This is a genomic window from Scytonema millei VB511283, assembly GCF_000817735.3.
In the GTDB taxonomy this organism is placed as follows: domain Bacteria; phylum Cyanobacteriota; class Cyanobacteriia; order Cyanobacteriales; family Chroococcidiopsidaceae; genus Chroococcidiopsis; species Chroococcidiopsis millei_B.
This window is the reverse complement of the sequence record NZ_JTJC03000003.1, coordinates 400,659-421,375: the sequence shown is the minus strand read 5'-3', so window position 1 is coordinate 421,375 and position 20,717 is coordinate 400,659. Positions and strand designations below refer to the sequence as shown.

Annotated in this window: 21 protein-coding genes, 1 tRNA gene and 1 pseudogene; 10 read left to right on the top strand and 13 right to left on the bottom strand. The window is 43.7% G+C overall.

The annotated features are described in order from the left end of the window. Positions 1-169: 169 nt before the first annotated feature. On the bottom strand, positions 170-505 hold the full coding sequence (locus QH73_RS13685; protein WP_039713342.1) for an ArsR/SmtB family transcription factor: 336 nt from the start codon (positions 503-505) through the stop codon (positions 170-172). 200 nt (positions 506-705) lie between these two features. On the opposite strand from QH73_RS13685, the gene trxA reads away from it, so the two are divergent. Both trxA and QH73_RS13675 read left to right on the top strand, forming a co-directional pair. After that, positions 706-1,065, top strand: a complete 360-nt coding sequence (gene trxA / locus QH73_RS13680) for a thioredoxin (protein ID WP_039713343.1) — start codon at positions 706-708, stop codon at positions 1,063-1,065. A gap of 88 nt (positions 1,066-1,153) precedes the next feature. After that, complete coding sequence (locus QH73_RS13675) at positions 1,154-2,266, top strand: alkene reductase (RefSeq protein WP_039713344.1); 1,113 nt, start codon at positions 1,154-1,156, stop codon at positions 2,264-2,266. A gap of 44 nt (positions 2,267-2,310) precedes the next feature. Here QH73_RS13675 and QH73_RS13670 read toward each other — a convergent pair whose 3' ends face one another. The 6 genes from QH73_RS13670 to QH73_RS13645 all read right to left on the bottom strand — a co-directional run bounded on the left by QH73_RS13670 (position 2,311) and on the right by QH73_RS13645 (position 7,618). Further along, entirely contained in the window at positions 2,311-3,282 is a 972-nt protein-coding gene (locus QH73_RS13670; protein ID WP_309476481.1) for a histidine kinase, read from the bottom strand. Between the two features lie 323 nt (positions 3,283-3,605). After that, positions 3,606-4,457, bottom strand: coding sequence for a DUF72 domain-containing protein (locus tag QH73_RS13665; protein ID WP_039713345.1), 852 nt, complete (start codon positions 4,455-4,457; stop codon positions 3,606-3,608). A gap of 37 nt (positions 4,458-4,494) precedes the next feature. Continuing rightward, a complete protein-coding gene (locus QH73_RS13660) occupies positions 4,495-5,544 on the bottom strand; it encodes a pentapeptide repeat-containing protein (protein WP_039713346.1) in 1,050 nt (349 codons plus the stop codon). A 282-nt stretch (positions 5,545-5,826) separates the two neighbouring features. Continuing rightward, complete coding sequence (locus tag QH73_RS13655; RefSeq protein ID WP_039714477.1) at positions 5,827-6,474, bottom strand: response regulator transcription factor; 648 nt, start codon at positions 6,472-6,474, stop codon at positions 5,827-5,829. A gap of 530 nt (positions 6,475-7,004) precedes the next feature. Continuing rightward, the gene (locus QH73_RS13650; RefSeq protein WP_039713347.1) at positions 7,005-7,454 is read right to left on the bottom strand and encodes a (2Fe-2S) ferredoxin domain-containing protein; all 450 of its coding nucleotides are present in this window, start codon (positions 7,452-7,454) and stop codon (positions 7,005-7,007) included. Further along, a complete protein-coding gene (locus tag QH73_RS13645; protein ID WP_165587693.1) occupies positions 7,451-7,618 on the bottom strand; it encodes a hypothetical protein in 168 nt (55 codons plus the stop codon). Before QH73_RS13645 ends, QH73_RS13650 begins: the two co-directional genes overlap by 4 nt. A 118-nt stretch (positions 7,619-7,736) precedes the next feature. Here QH73_RS13645 and groES point away from each other — a divergent pair, with 118 nt between their 5' ends. From groES to QH73_RS13625, 4 genes are all read left to right on the top strand, one after another. Next, positions 7,737-8,048: a co-chaperone GroES gene (groES, locus tag QH73_RS13640; RefSeq protein WP_039713348.1), complete on the top strand. Its 312-nt coding sequence runs from the start codon at positions 7,737-7,739 to the stop codon at positions 8,046-8,048. Between the two features lie 112 nt (positions 8,049-8,160). After that, the gene (gene groL, locus QH73_RS13635) at positions 8,161-9,801 is read left to right on the top strand and encodes a chaperonin GroEL (RefSeq protein ID WP_039713349.1); all 1,641 of its coding nucleotides are present in this window, start codon (positions 8,161-8,163) and stop codon (positions 9,799-9,801) included. A gap of 20 nt (positions 9,802-9,821) precedes the next feature. Further along, the gene (locus QH73_RS13630; protein ID WP_236147005.1) at positions 9,822-10,571 is read left to right on the top strand and encodes a dihydrofolate reductase family protein; all 750 of its coding nucleotides are present in this window, start codon (positions 9,822-9,824) and stop codon (positions 10,569-10,571) included. A gap of 81 nt (positions 10,572-10,652) precedes the next feature. Beyond that, positions 10,653-11,438 (top strand): DUF3891 family protein, encoded by a 786-nt coding sequence (locus QH73_RS13625; protein WP_039713350.1) that lies wholly within the window; start codon positions 10,653-10,655, stop codon positions 11,436-11,438. A 36-nt stretch (positions 11,439-11,474) separates the two neighbouring features. Here QH73_RS13625 and folB read toward each other — a convergent pair whose 3' ends face one another. Both folB and ydiJ read right to left on the bottom strand, forming a co-directional pair. Continuing rightward, on the bottom strand, positions 11,475-11,837 hold the full coding sequence (gene folB, locus QH73_RS13620; RefSeq protein WP_039713351.1) for a dihydroneopterin aldolase: 363 nt from the start codon (positions 11,835-11,837) through the stop codon (positions 11,475-11,477). Positions 11,838-11,854: 17 nt separating this feature from the next. Continuing rightward, positions 11,855-14,881, bottom strand: coding sequence for a D-2-hydroxyglutarate dehydrogenase YdiJ (gene ydiJ, locus QH73_RS13615; RefSeq protein ID WP_039713352.1), 3,027 nt, complete (start codon positions 14,879-14,881; stop codon positions 11,855-11,857). Between the two features lie 181 nt (positions 14,882-15,062). Between ydiJ and QH73_RS13610 the strand changes: the two are divergent. Continuing rightward, a pseudogene (locus QH73_RS13610) lies at positions 15,063-15,302 on the top strand (cyclic peptide export ABC transporter); the annotation flags it as partial. A 57-nt stretch (positions 15,303-15,359) separates the two neighbouring features. Here the strand turns inward: QH73_RS13610 and QH73_RS13605 are convergent. Together QH73_RS13605 and QH73_RS13600 are read right to left on the bottom strand one after the other, a co-directional pair. After that, entirely contained in the window at positions 15,360-15,971 is a 612-nt protein-coding gene (locus QH73_RS13605; protein WP_039713354.1) for a chorismate lyase, read from the bottom strand. Positions 15,972-16,135: 164 nt separating this feature from the next. Then, a tRNA-Leu gene (locus QH73_RS13600) sits at positions 16,136-16,216 on the bottom strand. Positions 16,217-16,390: 174 nt separating this feature from the next. Between QH73_RS13600 and accC the strand changes: the two genes are divergently transcribed. Then, positions 16,391-17,740, top strand: coding sequence for an acetyl-CoA carboxylase biotin carboxylase subunit (gene accC / locus QH73_RS13595; protein WP_039713355.1), 1,350 nt, complete (start codon positions 16,391-16,393; stop codon positions 17,738-17,740). Positions 17,741-17,780: 40 nt separating this feature from the next. Here the strand turns inward: accC and QH73_RS13590 are convergent, their stop codons facing one another. Then, positions 17,781-18,068, bottom strand: a complete 288-nt coding sequence (locus QH73_RS13590; RefSeq protein WP_039713356.1) for a YggT family protein — start codon at positions 18,066-18,068, stop codon at positions 17,781-17,783. A gap of 173 nt (positions 18,069-18,241) precedes the next feature. Between QH73_RS13590 and QH73_RS13585 the strand changes: the two genes are divergently transcribed. Continuing rightward, a complete protein-coding gene (locus QH73_RS13585; RefSeq protein ID WP_039713357.1) occupies positions 18,242-19,354 on the top strand; it encodes an AI-2E family transporter in 1,113 nt (370 codons plus the stop codon). Between the two features lie 36 nt (positions 19,355-19,390). Here QH73_RS13585 and QH73_RS13580 read toward each other — a convergent pair whose 3' ends face one another. Next, on the bottom strand, positions 19,391-19,831 hold the full coding sequence (locus tag QH73_RS13580) for a secondary thiamine-phosphate synthase enzyme YjbQ (protein ID WP_039713358.1): 441 nt from the start codon (positions 19,829-19,831) through the stop codon (positions 19,391-19,393). 217 nt (positions 19,832-20,048) lie between these two features. Between QH73_RS13580 and QH73_RS13575 the strand changes: the two genes are divergently transcribed. Beyond that, on the top strand, positions 20,049-20,552 hold the full coding sequence (locus tag QH73_RS13575) for a hypothetical protein (RefSeq protein WP_052289742.1): 504 nt from the start codon (positions 20,049-20,051) through the stop codon (positions 20,550-20,552). The last annotated feature ends 165 nt before the right edge of the window (positions 20,553-20,717 follow it).

The following is a 20,717-nucleotide window of genomic DNA, read 5'->3' as shown; positions in this document are numbered from 1 at the left end:
TCCCGTCTTTAATCCGACCTTATCTTGTCTTTAATCGTAAGAATGAAAATTGTAGTTTCTCGTAAGAATTAGCTGAATTAAAGTTAATTAGCTTGAAGTTTTATGCAGATATTTGGAGTTTTATCAAGAAGAGAGGGAGTTGGGAGTCGAGAACGAGAGTGGTGCGTGGTCACTGGTCACTGACGCTAGCCCCTCTCATCAGGCTTTGCAAGCAAGCATTGAGTAATTCCCAATTCAAAGAGTTATATTTTGTCTGCCCTTCCTTGCGAATATCGAGTAACCCTGCTTCTGATAGGGTTTTGGAGTGGTGGCAGAAGAGGGCAAGGCTAATGCCCAAAGATTGAGCTATTTCCGTACCGCTCAATTCTCCTGCGTTGGCGAGTAACTCGACAATTTTCAATCTGGTGGGGTCGGCAAGGGCTGCAAAGATTTTTGCCCGACGACAGCTATCGTCTACTTCAGCTACAGGTAGGGACACGAGCTTTTCTGAATTAGTCTCTTTCATGGTCGTTCGTCCGCGATCGCACTACTTGTTAAATAGTTAAATAGCTACTTGACTTTTTAATTTATATTGTCTAGCATAATAGTCAAGTGGTTGTTTAACTACTTAAATTTTAACCTACGGTTGGCGATCGGTAATAGGTAGTTGGTAATTGCCTGTTGCCCGAACTAATCCGGTTTTGATGAAGAAGGAGACTTGTAGGTATGACAGATCGTGTCAAGCCGTTGACTCTCACTGCTGAGAATTTTCAAACAGAGGTGATTGAGAGTAAAACACCAGTGCTAGTAGATCTTTGGGCAGCCTGGTGCGGACCTTGTAGGGTGGTTAACCCGATTGTGGAAGAGATTGCTGCCAATTTTGCCGGACGCGCCACAGTAGGCAAGCTGAATATTGACGAGTACGGAGAAATTGCTTCTAGATATAAGGTGCAAGCAATTCCGACGCTGTTATTTTTCCAAGATGGCGTAGTTGTAGATCGAGTTGTTGGCGTTGTGCCAGCAAAAGCGATCGCGCAAAAATTGAATGCTTTGTTAGAGCCAGCAGCAGATCGACAAGCTGCTTAGAGATTACATCTGTAGAGGCGTGAAATTTTGCGCTTCTACAGTCCACACCAGTTCACCTAATTTTCATCCATTTACCCTAGTAAAGCCTATGAATACAAATATCGATCTATTCTCACCCGTTCGGCTCGGTCGTTACGAATTACCTAACCGAATGGTGATGGCTCCCTTAACGCGCAACCGTGCGGGAGAGGGTAACGTGCCGAGAGAATTGAATGCGGAATATTACGCTCAAAGAGTATCGGCAGGACTGATTATTACGGAAGCGACTCAGGTGTCGCCACAAGGCTTAGGTTATCCATTTACCCCTGGTATTCACTCTCAAGAACAGGTAGAAGGCTGGCGGCTAGTGACGAAAGCCGTACACGATCGCGGTGGCAAAATTTTTCTCCAGTTGTGGCACGTTGGGCGAATTTCTCACCCCGATTTGCAACTCAACGGAGCCTTACCCGTTGCACCTAGCGCGATCGCTCCATCAGAAGGCATGGCATCAACCTACGAAGGACAAAAGCCATACGTTACACCCCGCGCCCTAGAAACAGCAGAAATTCCAGGAATTGTAGAACAATATCGCCAAGGGGCAAAAAATGCGCTAGCGGCTGGGTTTGATGGTGTAGAAATTCACAGCGCGAATGGGTATCTGCTCGATCAATTTCTCCACGATGGCTCCAATCACCGTACAGATGAATATGGTGGTTCGATTGAAAACCGCGCCCGTTTGTTAATGGAAGTGACTGAAGCAGTCGTTAGCGTTTGGGGCGCAGATAGAGTGGGAGTCAGACTTTCACCCAGTGGCACTTTTGGCAGCGTCTACGACTCCGATCTCAAAGCATTGTTTACCTACGTAGTTGATGCGCTGAATCAATTTGAATTAGCTTACCTGCATTTGGTAGAGCCGAGAGTTGCTGGTAACGAGACAGTAGAAAACCCAACTTCAGAACTATCATCAAAATACTTCCGTCCGATCTACAAAGGGACTCTCATCAGTGCTGGCGGCTACGATCGCGAATCGGGAAATACAGTATTAGCCTCTGGGGATGCGGACTTGGTTGCTTATGGTAGACTGTTTATTTCCAACCCCGATTTACCGCAGCGTTTTGCTCTCAACGCACAATTAAACCCCTACGATCGCTCTAGCTTTTATGGCGGAGACGAGAGGGGTTATACAGATTATCCATCTTTGGAATTGCAGGCTGCTGGTTGATGGGGGTAGGGGCGCTTTCTCTGTGCGCCCCTACTTTACCCAGATTATTTGCTAGCAGGTGGTTCTTTATCTTTGAGCAAATCTGCGGCGACTTTGAGCAGATCGCGCAGGATTTTGCGTAGTTGATACTCTCCTTTTGCGATCGCTTCTCCTACTTCTTTGAGTCTATCTTCCAGCGATCGCCCTTCTACTGATTCTCCAGCATCAGCTTTGTTACCAGTACGTTGATACCAATGCGTAGCTTCGTCTATTCTTTCTTTAATCTCCTCGTAACGTCCGCCATAGCGTGCGGCTAGGTTAGCACGAACGATCGCTAGTTGTGCTTGGAGTTGAGCGTAACGCTTCTTCATTAAAGCGAACTCTTCGCTATTTTTGAAGGCATTAATAGCGGATTGGATCGAATCTTTCAAACTAGAATCTGATTCTTTACCAACTTCTTCTACATCAACCAAGAGGCGATCGATCTCTTGTTGTAGCTCCTCTTCTTGAGAGTCAATTCTTGACTGTAGTTGGTGAACTTCTGCCTGATCTTTGACAATAGTTTGCCGTTTGCCACTACTGTAACCTGCAATAAATCCTTCTACAGCAGCCGTAACTTCCTCTTTAATTTCGCTACCTTTATCCTTAAAGTTATCGCTGACTGCTGAAATGGTATCTCTAAAAATTTGACGAATATCGCTAGACCCTGCTTTTATCTCCGTGCGGATATCGTATATAGCAGATTGGACGATCTCGCGAATTCTACTCGATCGCAACTGTCCGGTCGATTTTGCCTCTTCAAATTCGGAGCGGATCTGTAACCTAATTCGCTCGACCAAATTGCCATCTAAATTAGTTTTTGTATCTGTCTCATCTACAGGACGTTGAGCAAAATTTTCAAAGTTATCGTAATCCTTGGGGTCTAAATTAGAGTCGTATTGGTCGAGATTAGGAGTTGCTTCTTCATGAACTAACCCTGGCTTCCCTTGAGCTAGATCGTTCATGATTTTTTGTTTTTCTTCGTTACTTAAAGTCACTGTTGTTTCTCCTACTTACTAAATCAAACTACTAAAACTGAACTGTAATAAAAGAGCTGTTTTTGCGTTCTTCTTTACGCCTTTGCGTCTAACGCTTCGCTAACGGCTTCGGCTAATGCGTGAAAGGCAATCGCAGCCTCATCCAATCTAAGAAAAAATCTCTGATATCGTGTTCGGTTAATCGCTCGTAAATACCGTCAGGATCGATTCTGGAAAACCCGCCCTTGCAATAATCTGGCTATTACAACAAACGTGATATGACTTATTACTACACTAAAGATAAACAGATTCGATCGCACTCTTTCTGACGGATGAAAGTCGATCTAGAACAAGCTGAGTTGCTGAGGAAATGGCTGCAAATCGTTCCAGGGAAGCGGCGGAGCCACAACCCCTTTTTGTGTCAATAACTGGTGAAAAGACCGAGCATTGTGCGGCGATCGCTCTTCTATGGGACAATGGACGAAGAAATAAATGTGGGTTCCTTGACGTAAATTGCGATCGATAAAATCAACCCATTCTTCAAGAAAGGGCTGATTTAACTCCCACTTTGGATGGCTAATAAAGCGAACTAAGCTAAACGGCGCGGTGATACTAAATTCTACTGGTAACTTAGGTTTGCGGCGTTCGGAATGACTTTGTGGGTCATCTGGCGCATCGTATATCGGACGGCTATCGAGTAAAACTCTACCTATTCCCAACTGTTCTAAAAGCGTTCTTAGCTGATTAGCATACGGCTCTTGAAACCAGTTTGGATGACGCACTTCTAAAGCCAGCGATGCTTTTTCTCTCAAAGCATTTAAGAATATTGTTAAGTCCTCTATTGCTTCTGGACTATATCGCGGCGGAAGTTGAGCAAAAATTGGTCCCAGGCGATCGCCTAAACCTTGCATTCGTGCGATAAAACTCAAAGCATCGGGAATATGTGGTTCTAGCAAGCCTTGATGGGTAACGTCTCGCGGTAACTTAAGGCAAAATTTAAATCCTGGTGATGTTTCTGCTGCCCATCTCGCTACAGTATCGGCATCAGGGATAGCGTAAAAGGTGGTGTTTCCTTCAACAGTCGTGAGTCGCTGGCTGTATAAATGTAAAAATTCTGTCGCACGGCTTCCAGTCGGATAAAAATCGCCTACCCAACCTTTATACGACCAAACAGCACAGCCGAGATGAAAAGTCAAAAGTTAAAAGTTAAAAGTCAAAAACTAAAAGGATTTTTTACTGATGAACTGAGCCATCGGGCATAATTGCCCCAGTTAAAATTGCTCCGGTTAATTTGACCATAATTCGGTCTTTTGTGCCTACTTTGGCTCCTTTTAAATTAGCTTTACTTAAATTTGCTCCACTCAAGTCAGCACCAATTAAATTTGCTTCCTGTAAATTGGCTGAAGTCAAATTCGCGCCTAATAAGTTAGCACGAAATAAGTTGGCTTGAGATAGATTTGCTTCTTGTAGATTGACTTTGTGCAGAAAAGAATCGCTCAGATCGGCTTTACTTAAGTTAGCTTTGCTCAAGTTTCTCCCCGATAAATCTTTTTCTTTTAACTCAGCACCCCGTAAATCGGCTCCAGTCATATCGGGATAGTGAGGACGGTAGGGCTGCTGGGAAGATGAAGCAGTGGCTTGCTGGGGCGACTTAGAAGCAGAATAGTAAGATTGAGAACTGCTCTGTTGGGGCGATTGCGATCCCGAGTAATAGCTTGAGGGAGGAGATTGCTGCTTGTAGCTCGACTGTGAGGCTGAGTAGTAATCTGACTGGTACGGTTGCTTATAGCTAGATTGCGAATGTGGCTGCTGGTGCGGCTGAGTAGAGTCGTAGTGCGATTGTGACGGTTGTTTGTAACTAGATTGTGAATTATTGCCGTTCGACTGCGAACTTGCCTGTTGACGCGATCGCGACGTTGAATCGTAATATGACTGAGAATTATTGCTGCTCGACTGCGAATAACTTTGCTGGCGCGATTGTGACGCTGAGTAGTAATGAGACTGAGAATGAGTCTGCGACTGTTTAGATCTACTGCGGGACTCTGGTTTTGGTTGCGCCGGAGTAAATTTACCCGTGCGAGTCTGAATTACCCGCAATTGCTCTCGCGCTTGATTAATTTCTTTTAATTTTTCTTGCGCTTTTTGCTGCAACCGCTGATTCTCTTTCGGGATGCGATCGGGATGCCAAATAAAAGCCAAGTCCTTATACGCCTGGTTAATTTCTTCCAGGGAGGCTCCAGGCTCTAATCCAAGTACTCTGTAGCAGTGGTTCAGGTCTAACATTACTACTGCCGCATCCTCACTAGCTTGGTATTACCCATGATAGGCAGCTAATTGCGTATTCGCTACCTTCTTTTAGGCGATCGCCTAATAAGAAACTTAAACTAAACTTGTCACTACTGAGATAAGACTAGTGCAAGAAAGCAGGAGGCAGATGGCAGCAGGATTTAATCTATACAGCATCAGCCAGTCGTGCTGATTCAACTATATAGTTATTCTTGCCATAATCCGCTACATTTTTTCTCGACTTCCCCAGTCCTTTAGCCTCCAATTTCCCATGTCGAGTCATGCCATTTGATTTTCAATTGCCCAACGTGCCAGTTCAGTACGATTGTGCAGTCCCGTTTTACCAAGCATATTAGACACATGGCTTTCTACTGTCCGCTGACTCACATTCAGTTCTTCGGCAATGTCGCGATTAGCTAGACCTCTCGCCACGTACTGCACGACTTTTAGCTCTGTTTGCGTCAGATGCACGTCAAAAGGAACTTGAATTTTTGTCTCGTTTTCGCCGTTGCTACCTGATTGTTGTCTCTGGCGATAAGCTTGTTTGAGAGAAGCTTCCACTTGAGCCACTAGTTCCTCTGGCTCGAATGGTTTAACCATGTAGACATCAGCACCGATGTTTAAACCTTTGATTTTGTCTTGGCTTTGACCCTTGGCAGAAAGAAATAGAATCGGAATCCAACTGGTGCGTTCGTCTTGTCTTACCTGATTGACAAACTGATAGCCATCCATTTCTGGCATCATCACGTCACAGATAATCATATCTGGAATTTCCTGCTCCAGAACTTCTAAAGCCTCTCGCCCGTTTTCTGCGGTGATGACCTCATAGCCTCGGAATTCTAGGTAATCCTTGACGAGTAATATGAGGTTGGGGTCATCATCTATTAATAGCAGTCGCTTGTGCTCTTTTACGCTAGTTTCCTTCATGCTGCGCTTACTCGCCACAATTGAGTCAGTCGAACTTTTCAATAGCAGTTTCTCTTGCAATTTATCGGTTTGGTGGTATTTTACTGACCTTGGTCTCGCTGATTTGTAGTCGGAAAGCCATTTTAATCTTCAAAGAAGATTTATAGCTTTAGTGCTGCACTGCAACTGCAAAGATTTCAGTCTTAGTACGGACACCTAATGATACGCCCTATTTGGTATAACTTAGGCGATATCATTATATATTCTTTTTTCGGCGTTGTCGTATAAAACCTGATACAATAACAAAATATACTTGTCTTTATCTGAAAGAATCAGTAAAACCCACTAAAGTACGAGTAAACGCCAAAATTTGTACTGAGAAAAGTCAGTCAATTTTGTTTACCAAATCAAATATTCTTTGTAACTATCCTTAATAAATGGTGATGAGATGGGGTCTCGTGCAAGAAAGCTGATGGCTTTTATGTTATCTCATCAATTCTCTTGACTTTTTGGTTGATAATTGGCAACCTATCAACTTCTCTCATGCTGTACTAATTGTCCTCTGCGATCGCAGTCGATGTCGGTTCTGGCAGAGGATGAACGAGAAAGGCATATTCGCGCACAATTTTGTTGCCGATGAGATGTTCTTGGATAATCCGTTCGATAACTTCGGGGGTTGCCTGACGATACCAAACCCCATCGGGATAGACTACGAGAATTGGACCATGAGTACAGACGCGCAAGCAGTTAGCCTTCGTGCGAAAGATACAACTGGGGCGATCGCTCGTTGGTTTATCGAGTTTTAATTGTTTGAGGCGTTTTTTCAAGTAATCCCAAGATTCTAGACTCGCTTCCTTAGAACAGCACTGTGGTAAAGTCTGGTCGGCACAAATAAAAACATGGCGTTGAATTTGCGGTAAACCTAAAGCCTGGACGCAAACAGCCAAAGCTTCATCATCTTTAGGTTTACAGGTTTCGTCTTTCTCTAGGTTATCGGTCATGTGAGGAGTGAGGAGTGAGGAGCGAGGGAAAAAATCTCAGCTTCAGGGAATGAAACGGGTGAGTTAGGTAATTTACACGCATACACATTGCATTTTAAATTGTCTTGTCCCCCTTGTCCCCCTTGTCCCCCAGCTCCTCTGCTCCTCTTTCCCTCACTCCTCACTCCTCACCCCTCACCCCTAGTTCGGAAACCCGTACAATTGGATTTGTTGCCATGATCTCTATCTTTTGGCTAAATTAGCACTCAGGAGTTGAGAGTGCTAACAAGGCGAGGAATTTGTATGGCAGCAGTATCTTTAAGCGTTTCTACAGTTAAGCCACTAGGCGATCGCGTATTTGTCAAAGTCAGCGCCTCAGAAGAGAAAACCGCTGGCGGTTTGTACTTGCCCGACACTGCTAAGGAAAAACCCCAAGTTGGTGAAATCGTCGCCATTGGTCCTGGCAAGCGTAATGATGATGGTTCTCGCCAAGAACTAGAAGTTAAGGTTGGAGACAAAGTTCTTTACTCTAAGTACGCTGGCACAGACGTAAAGCTAGGTACAGATGAGTACGTCCTGTTGTCTGAGAAAGACATTTTAGCAGTTGTTAGCTAGTGACTGGTGACTAGTGGTTAGTGGTTAGTGGGAGCAAGCAACTACCAACTACCAACTACCAATCATCAACAATTTATTTGGGAACCCACAAGCAAGAGAATTTTAGACAACTATGGCAAAGCGCATTATTTACAACGAAAACGCTCGTCGCGCCCTAGAACGGGGTATGGACATTCTAGCTGAAGCGGTAGCCGTTACGCTGGGTCCAAAGGGTCGTAACGTGGTGCTAGAGAAAAAGTTTGGCGCACCGCAGATCGTTAATGATGGCGTTACCATCGCTAAAGAAATTGAATTAGAAGATCACGTAGAAAACACTGGTGTATCTCTAATTCGTCAAGCTGCTTCCAAAACCAATGACGCTGCGGGTGATGGTACAACCACTGCAACCGTATTGGCTCATGCCATTGTAAAAGAAGGCTTGCGTAACGTTGCTGCGGGTGCAAATGCAATTTCCCTCAAGCGCGGGATTGATAAAGCGGCTAACTTCCTAGTCGAAAAGATTGCCGAACACGCTCGTCCTGTAGAAGATTCTAAGGCGATCGCGCAAGTCGGTTCCATTTCTGCTGGTAACGATGAAGAAGTTGGCAGCATGATTGCTGAGGCGATGGATAAGGTGGGTAAAGAAGGTGTCATTTCCCTAGAAGAAGGGAAGTCCATGACTACCGAGTTGGAAATTACTGAAGGGATGCGCTTTGACAAAGGCTACATCTCTCCCTACTTTGCCACCGATCCCGAACGGATGGAAGCTATTTTAGACGAACCTTTCATCCTAATCACCGACAAGAAAATTACTCTAGTACAAGATTTAGTCCCCGTACTAGAGCAAGTGGCTCGTTCTGGTCGTCCGCTGCTGATTTTGGCAGAAGATATCGAGAAAGAAGCTCTAGCTACCTTGGTAGTTAATCGCCTGCGTGGCGTACTCAACGTAGCTGCGGTCAAGGCTCCTGGGTTTGGCGATCGCCGCAAGGCTATGCTGGAAGATATCGCTATCCTCACTGGGGGTCAATTGATTACTGAAGATGCTGGTCTGAAGCTGGATAATACCAAGCTAGACATGCTCGGTAAAGCACGCCGCATCACCATTACTAAAGACAACACCACTATTGTTGCTGAAGGTAACGAACAAGCTGTTAAGGCTCGTTGCGAACAGATTCGTCGTCAAATGGACGAAACCGAATCTTCCTACGATAGAGAAAAGCTGCAAGAGCGTCTAGCTAAACTAGCTGGTGGCGTTGCTGTGGTCAAAGTCGGTGCTGCAACTGAAACCGAAATGAAAGACCGCAAACTACGTTTGGAAGACGCGATTAACGCTACTAAAGCAGCCGTAGAAGAAGGGATCGTTCCTGGTGGTGGTACAACCTTGGCTCACCTAGCTCCACAGTTGGAACAGTGGGCAAACAGCAGCCTCAAAGGTGAAGAATTAATCGGTGCATCAATTGTGGCTCGCGCTTTAACTTCCCCCCTGAAGCGGATTGCTGAAAACGCTGGTCAAAACGGTGCGGTCATCGCCGAGCGCGTCAAGGAAAAAGAATTCAATATCGGCTTCGATGCTGCTAAAAATGAGTACGTCGATATGTTTAGCGCTGGTATTGTCGATCCTGCTAAAGTGACTCGTTCCGCACTGCAAAATGCTGCTTCTATTGCTGGTATGGTGCTGACCACTGAGTGTATCGTGGTTGACAAGCCAGAACCAAAAGATGGCGCTCCTGCCGGTGCTGGCGCTGGTATGGGTGGCGGCGACTTCGATTACTAAAGTCTGTCAGGGGTAGGCTTTTGTCTACTTCCGTTGTGAAGAATACAGCTGCTTCCCTTGAGGAGGCAGCTTTTTTTGTCAAGTCAAAAGTCAAAAAACAAAACTATATCCGCGTTCGTCCGCATTCATCCGCGTCCATCTGCGTTCAAATTCACAAAAAATCTACTTTTGTAAGCAGTCTCTTGTCCGAGTTAGAGCTAATTATAAATATTAAAATTAAAATTGAGTTGGTAATAGCTACAAAAGCCAAAATGACAAAATATATTCTTTATGTAGCCACAAGTATTGATGGATACATAGCGCGATCGGACGGAAGTATTGATTGGTTATTACCACCTGAACAAGTAAATAAAAATAAAGATTACCTCAAATTCTATAACTCAATTGATGCTATAGTAATGGGTTCTACTACCTACGAGCAGATTTTAGGATTTGGAGATTGGGCATATCCTGGCAAACTTTCCTATGTCTTAACTAGTCGAAATTTATCCACGCTACGTCTTGATATAGTTTTTATGAAAAGTATGGAAGAAATTGTAGAAGACGTAAATAAAAGAGGATATCAGCGAGTTTGGTTAATGGGAGGTGGAAGAGCTGCATCTCCATTCATTCAAAATGGATTAGTTGATGAATACTTCATTTTTATCATCCCAATTATTTTAGGAACAGGAATAACTCTTTACCAGTCGCTCTCAGAACTCAAGCTCGATCTGATTAGTCAAAAATCCTGTCCTTATGGTGTTGTAGAACTTCACTATAAAAGAAAATAATATACGAGATACGCTTGTTAAAGCCGATCGTCAAGGGACAGGTATTCTAATTTGACCATATCAGCCACATACTAAGATAATATGCTACATCGCCAAACACCAACAGAAATAATTGCGATCGCCCAACCGACTCATGCTTGGATTGCAGGTTGTCTGGCGCAGGCTTGGGGAAACGAAGATTTTGGATATTTTACGCCTAGAGAAGAAGTTTGTCTCGGTGCGGCGATACATGATATTGGCTGGGTATTTTGGGAAGACAAACCGACTTTAAATCCCCAGACAGGATATCCTCACAACTTCATGGAACTCCCTTCGGAAATATCGGTCAAAATTTGGTCTGGCGTAAAGCATTTAACTTTATCTTACGGTAGATACGCAGCATTACTGATCTCGCTCCACGGTACAGGGTTATTTGAACGCTTCCGAAAATGGGAAAATTCACCTGAGTCTACTCAGTTAGTTAAGGAATATTTACAACAAGAATACGCTTTTCAAGAACAGCTAATTAATCATTTGAAAAATGATACGTACTACGCAAATTATGCAATTCCAGAAGCCATTCACCGGAATCGCAATTTAGTAGCAATTTGGGATTCGCTCTCGCTAGCTTTGTGTATGGGAGTGCAGGAAGAAAGACAATTTGATGGTATTCCTACTGCATTAGGAGAAACTACGCTGACTCTCGTTCCCCTAGATGATAAGTTTGAAAAAGTTAAAGTTTCGCCTTGGGCATTCGATCGCGATGAGGTAAAACTCAATTACGATGGGCGAGTGTTACGCAATCGCTTTACAGATGAAACTCAAATGCGTCAAGCTTTAGCAAATGCAGAATGGGTGAATATGTCTACTGTTTTGATTCCTATGTAGAGACGTTACATGTAACGTCTCTACATTAAATGAAAATTATTGCAGAACGTTTCTGGTAATTTCGATGGAAATTTTGCCACTAAAATCTGGTATGGGTGCGGCGGGTTTAGATAATTTGACTTTGACTTGTTCTATCCCCTTTACTACTAAAATAGATTCTGCGATCGCAGTTGCTAGCTTTTCGACTAAAGCGAACTTAGAAGTCTTAACTAAATGCTGAACGTTACTAATAATATTACGATAATCGATTGTGTCTTCAATAGCATCGCTCTTACCCGCCACCGATAAATCTAACCACAGCGTTACATCAACCTCAAACCATTGTCCTAATACCTGTTCTTCTGGCAAATATCCCGTATAGCCATAACAGCGAATTTTTTCTAGATGAATGCAGTCCATAGATTAGGGTTTGAAGGTTAGAAGTGAGGGACGAGCGAAAGTAGAACTTGAATAGGGTGTAAAGGTATGAATTCATCAAATCGTTTGACTTGAGAACGACAAGAGTAACCAGTAGCTAAACATAATTTTCTCTGTTCTACATCGGATGAAATTTGCCGTTTCCAGCTCATAGCATAAATTCCTTGAGATTCATTATAGTGTTCGGCTTCATGTCCGTAAATCCCTGCCATGCCACAACAGCCTGTAGAAACTAAACTCAAAGGAATTTTTAACATTTGAAAGACTTGCTGCCATTGTTTTTGTGAGTTTAAAGCAAGCGTTTTTTCGGTACAGTGACCGAATAAGTAATAATGGTTTAATTCAAATATGCGATCGCCTATTCTTTGCTTTAATCGCTCGCGTTTTTCCCACAAAAATTCTTGCAGTAGTTGCACTTGAAAATTTGCTTTTAAGCCTTGAACTTTGATATACTCATCTCGGTAGGTAAGGACGATACTAGGCTCAATTCCTATCAGGGGAATTTCTAATTGTGCTAATCGATTGAGATAGTCAGTATTTTTTTGCGCGATCGCCTGAAATCTTTTTAAAAACCCTTTAACGTGTAAAGGCTTTCCACTTGGAAAAAATGGCGAAACGTACACTGTATATCCCAACTGGCATAAAAAATCGTAGGTGTCGAGAACTATTTGCGATTCGTAAAAGCTGGTAAAAGCATCTTGCAATAAAATAACGCTGTTTGCTCGTTCCAAATCGCTAAGCGTAGATAATTTCTCTAAATTAAAAACTGGTGCTTGTCTTTGTTTTAATCCGTGTCTGACAGTCAGCGTGCTGACTGCGGGTGGATCGACCATTCGGACAAGTTTTTGAATTAACCAGTGCGTCACCGAGTTTTGAGTCAGAAAATTGACTAAAACAGGTGCGTGAGATTGCCAACTGGCATGAATTTCAATATAACCGACAAAATAATCGCGCCAATGCCGGAGATAGCGGGTGTGATAGAGTTCGAGAAATTGGGCTTTCAGGCTGGGAATGTCTACATGAATCGGACATTGGCTAGCGCAAGCTTTACAGGAAAGACAGCCGTGCATTCCCTCGTAGACTTCATGAGAATAGTCATAACTTCCCCAGATCTTAGTTAAATTATTCCAGAACTTGCGGGTAAAATTTCCAGATTTTTCGAGTTCTTCACTTTTAGTTATTGCCAATTGCCGCAACCATTCCCTCATCAAACTGGCACGACCTTTAGGCGAGTGGATGCGATCGCCTGTAACTTTGGCAGACGGACACATGACATCATCGGGATTGTAGTTAAAGCACGCGCCATTACCATTACAGCTAAAAGCAACTTCGTATTGCGATCGCACTTCTTTGGCAACTTGGCGATCGAAATGTCCCCGTAAAGGTGCTTCGACTCGTACCACCTCATCGGAACTAGCGTTTGGCGCGACAATTTTCCCAGGGTTCAAGCGATTTTCAGGATCGAAAGCTGCTTTAATTTTGCCTAAATCGGGATACAGTTCACCAAAAAAAGTAGGAGTATATTCGCTGCGAAATCCTTTGCCGTGTTCCCCCCACATCACGCCACCATATTTTCTGACCAGCGCCACAACTTTGTCAGATAATTCTCTTATGAGTGCTTCATCTTGCGGTACTTTCAGATCTAGTGCTGGTCGAACGTGCATACAGCCCACATCTACATGACCGTACATGGCATAATCGAGCTGATAGGCATTGAGTAAAGTTTGAAATTCGCGAATGTAATTAGCTAGGCACGCTGGCGGAACTGCGGTATCTTCTATAAAAGCAATCGGTTTGCGATCGCCTTTCGCATTCCCTAGCAATCCTACACCACGTTTGCGCAAGTCCCATAGATGAGAAATTTCTGTTTCGTTTTGCGCCAAGTAATATCCTATTGGTTGCTGAGGCTGGCTTCGATTTAAGGTAATGCTTTGGCAAATTTGAGCAATTTTTTGTTCTAATTCCTCTACATCGTCGCCTACAAACTCAACTAAGTTAATTGCACTTGCACCTAAAATAAAATGTTTAACTTTTTCATAGATTTCATCCTGCTTCGCTAAATTCAGGATTTTCTCATCAATGGTTTCTATAGCTGCGGGTGCAGAAGCTAATAAAGTCTCTGCTGCAAATAAAGCATCGTTGAAACAGTTATAGTGAATTGCTAATAATTTTTTATATTTAGGAATCGGATTTAAATTTAATTTGGCTTCAGTAATCACAGCAAGCGTTCCTTCCGAACCTGCTAAAATCCAGTTCAGATTAAATGTTCGATCTTGGGATGAGTAAACCTTTGCCAAGTTATATCCCGTCATGAATCGAGGCATTTTGGGAAAACTTTTTTGAATTAAATCCTGCTTTGCCGTAACAATTTCATCAACTTGTCTGTAAATATCTCCGATGCGATTTGGCTGTTGCTTTAGATGATTTAATGTATTAAGGTTAATAGCGTGCGATCGCCCCACAGTACCATCTGGTAAAACCCAACTTAATTCTAAAATATGGTTGCTGGTGCGTCCGTAAATCCGCGAACCTTGACCGCAAGCATCAGTATTAATCATACCTCCAATTGTCGCGCGATTACTAGGAGATAAAGACGGCGCAAAAAACATTCCATAAGGCTTTAGTTCGGCATTCAATTTATCTAAAATTACCCCTGGTTGCACTCGTACCCATCTCTGTTCCAGATTAATTTCTAAAATCTGGTGCATGTACTTAGAGCAATCAATAATAATTCCAGAGGAAAGCGATTGACCGTTAGTTCCCGTTCCTCCACCTCTAGGCGAGAAAGTGACAGATTTAAATTGTTCTTGCCGTGCTAATTGAAATAAATGCAATAAATCTGTTTCAGTTTTAGGATAGACAACTGCTTGCGGTAAAATTTGATAAATACTATTATCAGTAGACATCATCAGCCGACTGGCAAAATCGGGGCGAATCTCTCCTGAAAATGGTGTTTTCGCCAGTGCCTCTAGGAAAAGTAGATATTCAGACTTTAGGTTTTCCTTAAGATTTAGCTTGGGAATCATAAACCTAGAAAAGGTCAAAGTTAGGAAGATTGAGCATTACATTTCAGTGTATCTAAAGATACGAATGCTATCTTCTTCCCTATATCCGTTCGGCATCCAACCCTTAAGTAACACTCTGTCAGTAACGATTGCCATTGCAACTCCCATATCGTCCAGCAAAATCGTTACGAATAACTAATGCAAGCGCCTAGCACTCCTCACAGCATATTTGGAAGATCGATCGATTTACGTCTTTGACGAATGGGCTTCCGACCAAGATCCAGCATTCAAAAAGATTTTCTATACTCAACTTTTACCAGAACTGAGAAGCCGAGGCAAGGCAGTTGCAGTAGTCAGTCACGACGATCGCTATTTCGATCTACCAGACCGAATTGTAAAATTAGATTACGGCAAGATCGAATATGGCAAAAACATGCATTAGGTATGCATAGTTAGTATTTTACATATACGTCCAACTTACAATCCGTTTGCAACTACCTCAATCTACTTGCGTCAACCCTAGATATTTTGTTAAATAAGGCGAAAACACCTCATAAATCAGCGTCAACGGCTTGCCATGATGCCAGAACAAATAGTGACGACCCCAAAATGGTCCCTGGTGTTGAAAACCTGCTTCTAATGCCTCTGAGTGACCGTAATAAACTCCTTGCACGTCCCGATACAACTCAGTCCGCAAACGTGCCAAACTAGCCCAAATTGGTAAAGAACGATTTTGTAAATATTCATCTACGTGGCTGGCTTCCCACCAAGATGCAGCATATGCCAAACGCTGACCCGATTGTTTCCTCAACCACACTTGTCGTCTCAATCTCGGTCCTGGGACAGCTTCGATGATACTAGGTGCATCATCTAAATCCATGCCAATTACCGACATATCGATTACATCAACTTCCGTAGGTTCCCCAGTTAATAGCTGTAAATGGCGCGTCGGAGAACCATCACCCAATAAAAGTAATTGCCAAGCCGGAGCAAGACGAGAATGAGGCAAGCCTGGTTGTATAGCGTTCTCATCGCCTTCCCAGATGGGTGAGAGACGATACCAACACTTGGGTAGTGCCTGCTTATCTGTAAAGTTATAAGTCGCAGTCAATTTGTTTACAAAAATTCATGACTTTCTTATTAATATAGCAGGGAGCAGGGAGCAGGGAGTAGGGAGCAGCGAAGAAGAGGACAGGAAAACTAGGGAGTTATGGAGAATTAACCACTAACCACTCTTAACTGGTCACTGGTCACTGATAACTGGTCACTGAAAAATGCGGATGGCGAGACTCGAACTCGCAAGGCAAAGCCACACGCCCCTCAAACGTGCGCGTATACCAATTCCGCCACATCCGCTTAGCAGATATATAATTTAGCATACTTGTGGAACTTGACCAGCAAAGATAAACAAAAAAGAGGCGATCGCTTGTGAGAGAATGATTCCGAATTCTGAATTCTGCAATCCCTATGCCGATCGTAGGTCAATTCTGACTTCTGACTTCTGACTTAGAGACTTCTGACTTCGTTAAGATGCGCTTTGACAAAATTCTGATTGCTAACCGAGGGGAAATCGCCCTGAGAATTCTCCGTACTTGTGAAGAAATGGGAATTGCGACGATCGCGGTACACTCAACTGTAGACCGCGACGCGCTCCACGTCCAATTAGCTGATGAAGCGGTTTGTATTGGCGAAGCTCCCAGTAGCAAAAGTTATCTCAACGTCCCTAGTATTATTGCCGCAGCTTTGACGCGCAACGCGACTGCCATCCATCCTGGCTATGGCTTTTTAGCGGAAAATGCGAAATTTGCGGAAATTTGTGCCGACCACCAGCTTGCCTTTATTGGACCAACCCCAGAAGCAATTCGAGCTATGGGCGATAAATCCACAGCGAAGGAAACGATGATCGCGGCAGGAGTCCCTACCATCCCTGGGAGTGATGGATTAGTCAGAGATGAAAAAGAAGCACGAGCGATCGCGCGTCAAATTGGCTACCCAGTCATGATTAAAGCCACTGCTGGGGGTGGTGGCAGGGGAATGCGTCTGGTTCGCAGCGATGAAGACTTAGGGCGATTATTTTTAGCGGCTCAAGGAGAAGCAGAAGCCGCCTTTGGCAACCCTGGTCTGTATGTTGAGAAATTTGTCGATCGCCCGCGCCATATTGAGTTTCAAATCTTAGCAGATAGCTACGGCAATGTCGTCCACTTGGGGGAACGAGACTGTTCGATCCAGCGCCGCCATCAAAAGCTATTAGAAGAAGCTCCCAGCCCTGCTTTAACCCCCGAATTACGGGAGAAGATGGGAACAGCCGCGGTAATGGCTGCAAAGTCGATTAATTACATCGGTGCGGGGACTGTAGAGTTTCTCCTGTCGCAAACCGGAGAATTTTACTTCATGGAAATGAATACGCGGATTCAAGTCGAGCATCCCGTGACGGAAATGATTACGGGACTGGACTTAATTGCCGAACAAATCCGCGTTGCCCAAGGCGAAAGCCTGCAATTCACTCAAGAGCAGATAAAATTGCGGGGACACGCAATTGAATGTCGGATTAATGCTGAAGATCCAGACCGAGATTTTCGTCCCGCGCCAGGACGAATCAGTGGCTATCTCGCCCCTGGAGGACCAGGAGTCAGGATGGATTCTCACGTTTACACCGATTATCGCATCCCGCCTTACTACGATTCTCTGATTGGTAAGCTGATTGTTTGGGGACCAGACCGTCCAACTGCAATTAGGCGAATGCGACGCGCCTTGCGGGAATTTGCCCTCACAGGCGTACCGACGACTATCGGCTTTCACCAACGGATTTTAGATACCCCAGAGTTTCTCAAGGCAGAGGTTTACACCAATTTTGTCGAGCAGGTGATGTTGAAGAAATAGATCGGCAGAGACGTTACACGTAACGTCTCTACATAAAATTTCAATGCATCAGCATCATCAGCAGTCCTTGCTGACCGAGCAGTATTTCTCGCAGCAGGCTAAAAATTCCGACCCAGATGATGGGGGTAATATCCACGCCGCCTATGGGTGGTACTAGTCTTCGCATCGGTACTAATAAGGGTTCTGTTGGTACAGCAATGAGCTTATATGGAAAACGCTTAAGGTCGATTTGGGGAAACCAAGTCAGCACGATACGGAAGATAAACAGCAGAATCATCAAGCCGAGAAAGATCCCCAGCACTAAATTTGCGATCGCAGCAGTTGTCATGGATTGTCATTAGTAGTTGGTAATGGGTAATTGGTAGTTGGCAAGAGGTAAGAGGCGAATTTAGATTTCTAACTTACGACTTACGACTTACGACTTTACCCTGTCACTTAAATAGATTTTGCCACTAAAATCGAGGATTAGTGGTGGAGCAACTATTGTGGGTGGTGTGAGAAATGCGCCGTTCAACCTCTTGGCAGCGTTTAGCAATTTACGGTTTGAGCGGTCCTGTTATTGCTCTGAATATTTGGTTATTGAGTCAAGCTTTTCAATATTTTCAGCATACGATCGCCGTATTGACGATCGCGGCTATTTTGGCTTTTCTACTCAATTACCCAGTCCGGTTTTTCGAGCGGGTTGGCTTTAGTCGTTCTCAAGCAGTGATCGTCGTTCTATTTTTGAGTTTAGTCTTGTTGGTGGCGATCGGTCTAACTCTAGTGCCATTGGTCTACGACCAAACGATCGAATTGATTCAAAGAATTCCTGATTGGTTAAATACAATTCAAACACAGTTGGGAAGACTAGATAGCTGGGCGCGGGTAAGAAAGTTACCTCTCGATCTGAGCGGTTTTAGCAATCGCGTTAACGATACGATTGAAAGACGCTTGCCATCTATACCTGAACAGGCGTTTGGAGTTGCCCTCGGGACGCTGTCGTGGTTAATCGAGACCATTTTAGTGGTGGTACTGGCATTTTACATGCTGCTTTACGGCGATCGCCTCTGGCGCGGTCTCATTAGCTTCCTACCACCAGAAATTGGACTCCCGTTTAGTGCTTCCTTGCGACTCAACTTTCAAAATTTCTTTCTGACTCAACTATTACTGGGGTTATTTATGTTTGCCGCTTTAACCCCAATTTTCGTAGTCCTCAACGTGCCATTTGCTCTATTATTTGCCCTCTTAATCGGCGTAGCCGAACTCATCCCATTTATTGGTGCTAGCTTGGGCATTGGTACAGTCACGCTGTTAGTGATGGTGCAAAATTGGTTGTTGGGGTTGCAAGTTGCATTTGCCGCAATTGTCTTGCAACAAATTAAAGATAACGTGCTAGCACCTAGATTGATGGGCAATTTTACGGGACTCAACCCAATTTGGATCTTTATTGCTATCTTAACTGGAGCCGAAATGGGTGGTTTTTTGGGTGCAATTGTAGCTGTTCCCCTGGCTGGTACGATTAAAAATACTATTGATGCAATTCGTAATCTGCGGCGCTCTACTGTAGCGGCTAAAATTACCATCACGCATGAGGATGCGGCTTCTACGGAAGGGAAAGACAATCTCAGTTTTTGATTTATGTTAAGGTGGGCATTACCCACCCTACATTCATTATTCGCCCCAAACTTGACATAAAACTGTTCGTTTGCGAGCGCCGTCTAATTCAAAAAATAAAACTGATTGATAGGTTCCCAATGCAAGTTTTCCATCGACTATGGGAATAACTTCGCTATTGTTGAGCATCATCGCCATTAAGTGCGAGTGAGCATTTATCGGCTCATCTTCAGGGATATTTTTTCTTAAGTGCAAGTCGTTATGCAAGTAGCGTTCTGATTCGGGAACTAATTTGCTCAAAAAAACTTTGATATCTTCTAGTAATCTTTCTTCGTCTTCATTAATCGCTAATGCGGTTGTCGTATGACGAGAAAAGACTACAACTTGTCCGTTACTAATTCCTGTATTAAAAACTATTTTCTCAATTGCTGGCGTAATATTGTGAATATTAATTCCCGCAGTGGTTTCGATGTCAATTAATTTATGAACGATTGGCATTTGTTTACCTACGACAACTGTACGGGCGGGTTTTGAGAGAAAATTTCTGACTTTAGGCTTGAATCTCGTACTAAACCCGCCCCTACGATAACTGAATAACTGAAACTTAACCTGGACTTACTGACTTATTAATAACGCGATCGCTAAGCTTAGAAACAGTCTGCATTTCTCCTTCCCTCCTCGTAACTATGCAGAGATTAAGGATTTAGTCAAGATAATGAGTGTTTTTCGACAATTTCGACTATCTGGAGCGATCGCCCCCGTCAAAACAATTCCAGTAAAAATCATTTTAGTCGCAACAATGTGTGTAAGCTGCTGGTATTCTACCCCAGCTAGAGCGCAACCTAAATCTTTAAATCTCGTCCTCAGTTCTGAGGGAATGCCTTCTTTTGCTCGTTTGATGCAGCAAGCCGAGTCACAGACTAGCAAGTTGATTCAGCAAGAGTTCGATCGAAAACCCAAAGTTACAGAAATCACTGTAACAGTAGTAGGCGATCGCAATGGGCAACAAGTCCCTTTACTCCATACTAAAGTCTCGCGAGTCGATTGGCGATCGCAACCCGTGTTGAGTCACTGGACGAGATACTTCAGTAACTCCGCACTTTTGTTAGGCTTTTCCTCATCGCCAAACGGAACTGTAACCGAGAGTCAGCGTACTCCCGTGAATGTAAATACTGCTCGTAGGTTAAGAGAAGACGATCCCGCCTATCGCGATGACTGATTGAAATGAGAAATGTACGTAATTCTGCAAATTTTGATTCTTTTTATACACGTTTGTTCTTTGTGGCGATCGCAGAGATTGACTGCTGCAAACAGCATAAAATCGTTTAAACGAAAAATTATATCCGATCGACTCTCATTTCAACTACTAGCTTAATTAGGAAAA

What these genes read in the sequence shown, in the direction of transcription:
- QH73_RS13625 (WP_039713350.1), top strand. Translation starts at nt 10,653, where the DNA reads ATGCTACATCGCCAAACACCAACAGAAATAATTGCGATCGCCCAACCG.
- QH73_RS13655 (WP_039714477.1), bottom strand. Translation starts at nt 6,474, where the DNA reads ATGAAGGAAACTAGCGTAAAAGAGCACAAGCGACTGCTATTAATAGAT.
- QH73_RS13575 (WP_052289742.1), top strand. Translation starts at nt 20,049, where the DNA reads ATGAGTGTTTTTCGACAATTTCGACTATCTGGAGCGATCGCCCCCGTC.
- accC (WP_039713355.1), top strand. Translation starts at nt 16,391, where the DNA reads ATGCGCTTTGACAAAATTCTGATTGCTAACCGAGGGGAAATCGCCCTG.
- ydiJ (WP_039713352.1), bottom strand. Translation starts at nt 14,881, where the DNA reads ATGATTCCCAAGCTAAATCTTAAGGAAAACCTAAAGTCTGAATATCTA.
- QH73_RS13660 (WP_039713346.1), bottom strand. Translation starts at nt 5,544, where the DNA reads ATGTTAGACCTGAACCACTGCTACAGAGTACTTGGATTAGAGCCTGGA.
- QH73_RS13675 (WP_039713344.1), top strand. Translation starts at nt 1,154, where the DNA reads ATGAATACAAATATCGATCTATTCTCACCCGTTCGGCTCGGTCGTTAC.
- QH73_RS13580 (WP_039713358.1), bottom strand. Translation starts at nt 19,831, where the DNA reads ATGCCAATCGTTCATAAATTAATTGACATCGAAACCACTGCGGGAATT.
- QH73_RS13590 (WP_039713356.1), bottom strand. Translation starts at nt 18,068, where the DNA reads ATGACAACTGCTGCGATCGCAAATTTAGTGCTGGGGATCTTTCTCGGC.
- trxA (WP_039713343.1), top strand. Translation starts at nt 706, where the DNA reads ATGACAGATCGTGTCAAGCCGTTGACTCTCACTGCTGAGAATTTTCAA.
- QH73_RS13650 (WP_039713347.1), bottom strand. Translation starts at nt 7,454, where the DNA reads ATGACCGATAACCTAGAGAAAGACGAAACCTGTAAACCTAAAGATGAT.
- groES (WP_039713348.1), top strand. Translation starts at nt 7,737, where the DNA reads ATGGCAGCAGTATCTTTAAGCGTTTCTACAGTTAAGCCACTAGGCGAT.
- QH73_RS13685 (WP_039713342.1), bottom strand. Translation starts at nt 505, where the DNA reads ATGAAAGAGACTAATTCAGAAAAGCTCGTGTCCCTACCTGTAGCTGAA.
- QH73_RS13585 (WP_039713357.1), top strand. Translation starts at nt 18,242, where the DNA reads ATGCGCCGTTCAACCTCTTGGCAGCGTTTAGCAATTTACGGTTTGAGC.
- groL (WP_039713349.1), top strand. Translation starts at nt 8,161, where the DNA reads ATGGCAAAGCGCATTATTTACAACGAAAACGCTCGTCGCGCCCTAGAA.
- folB (WP_039713351.1), bottom strand. Translation starts at nt 11,837, where the DNA reads ATGGACTGCATTCATCTAGAAAAAATTCGCTGTTATGGCTATACGGGA.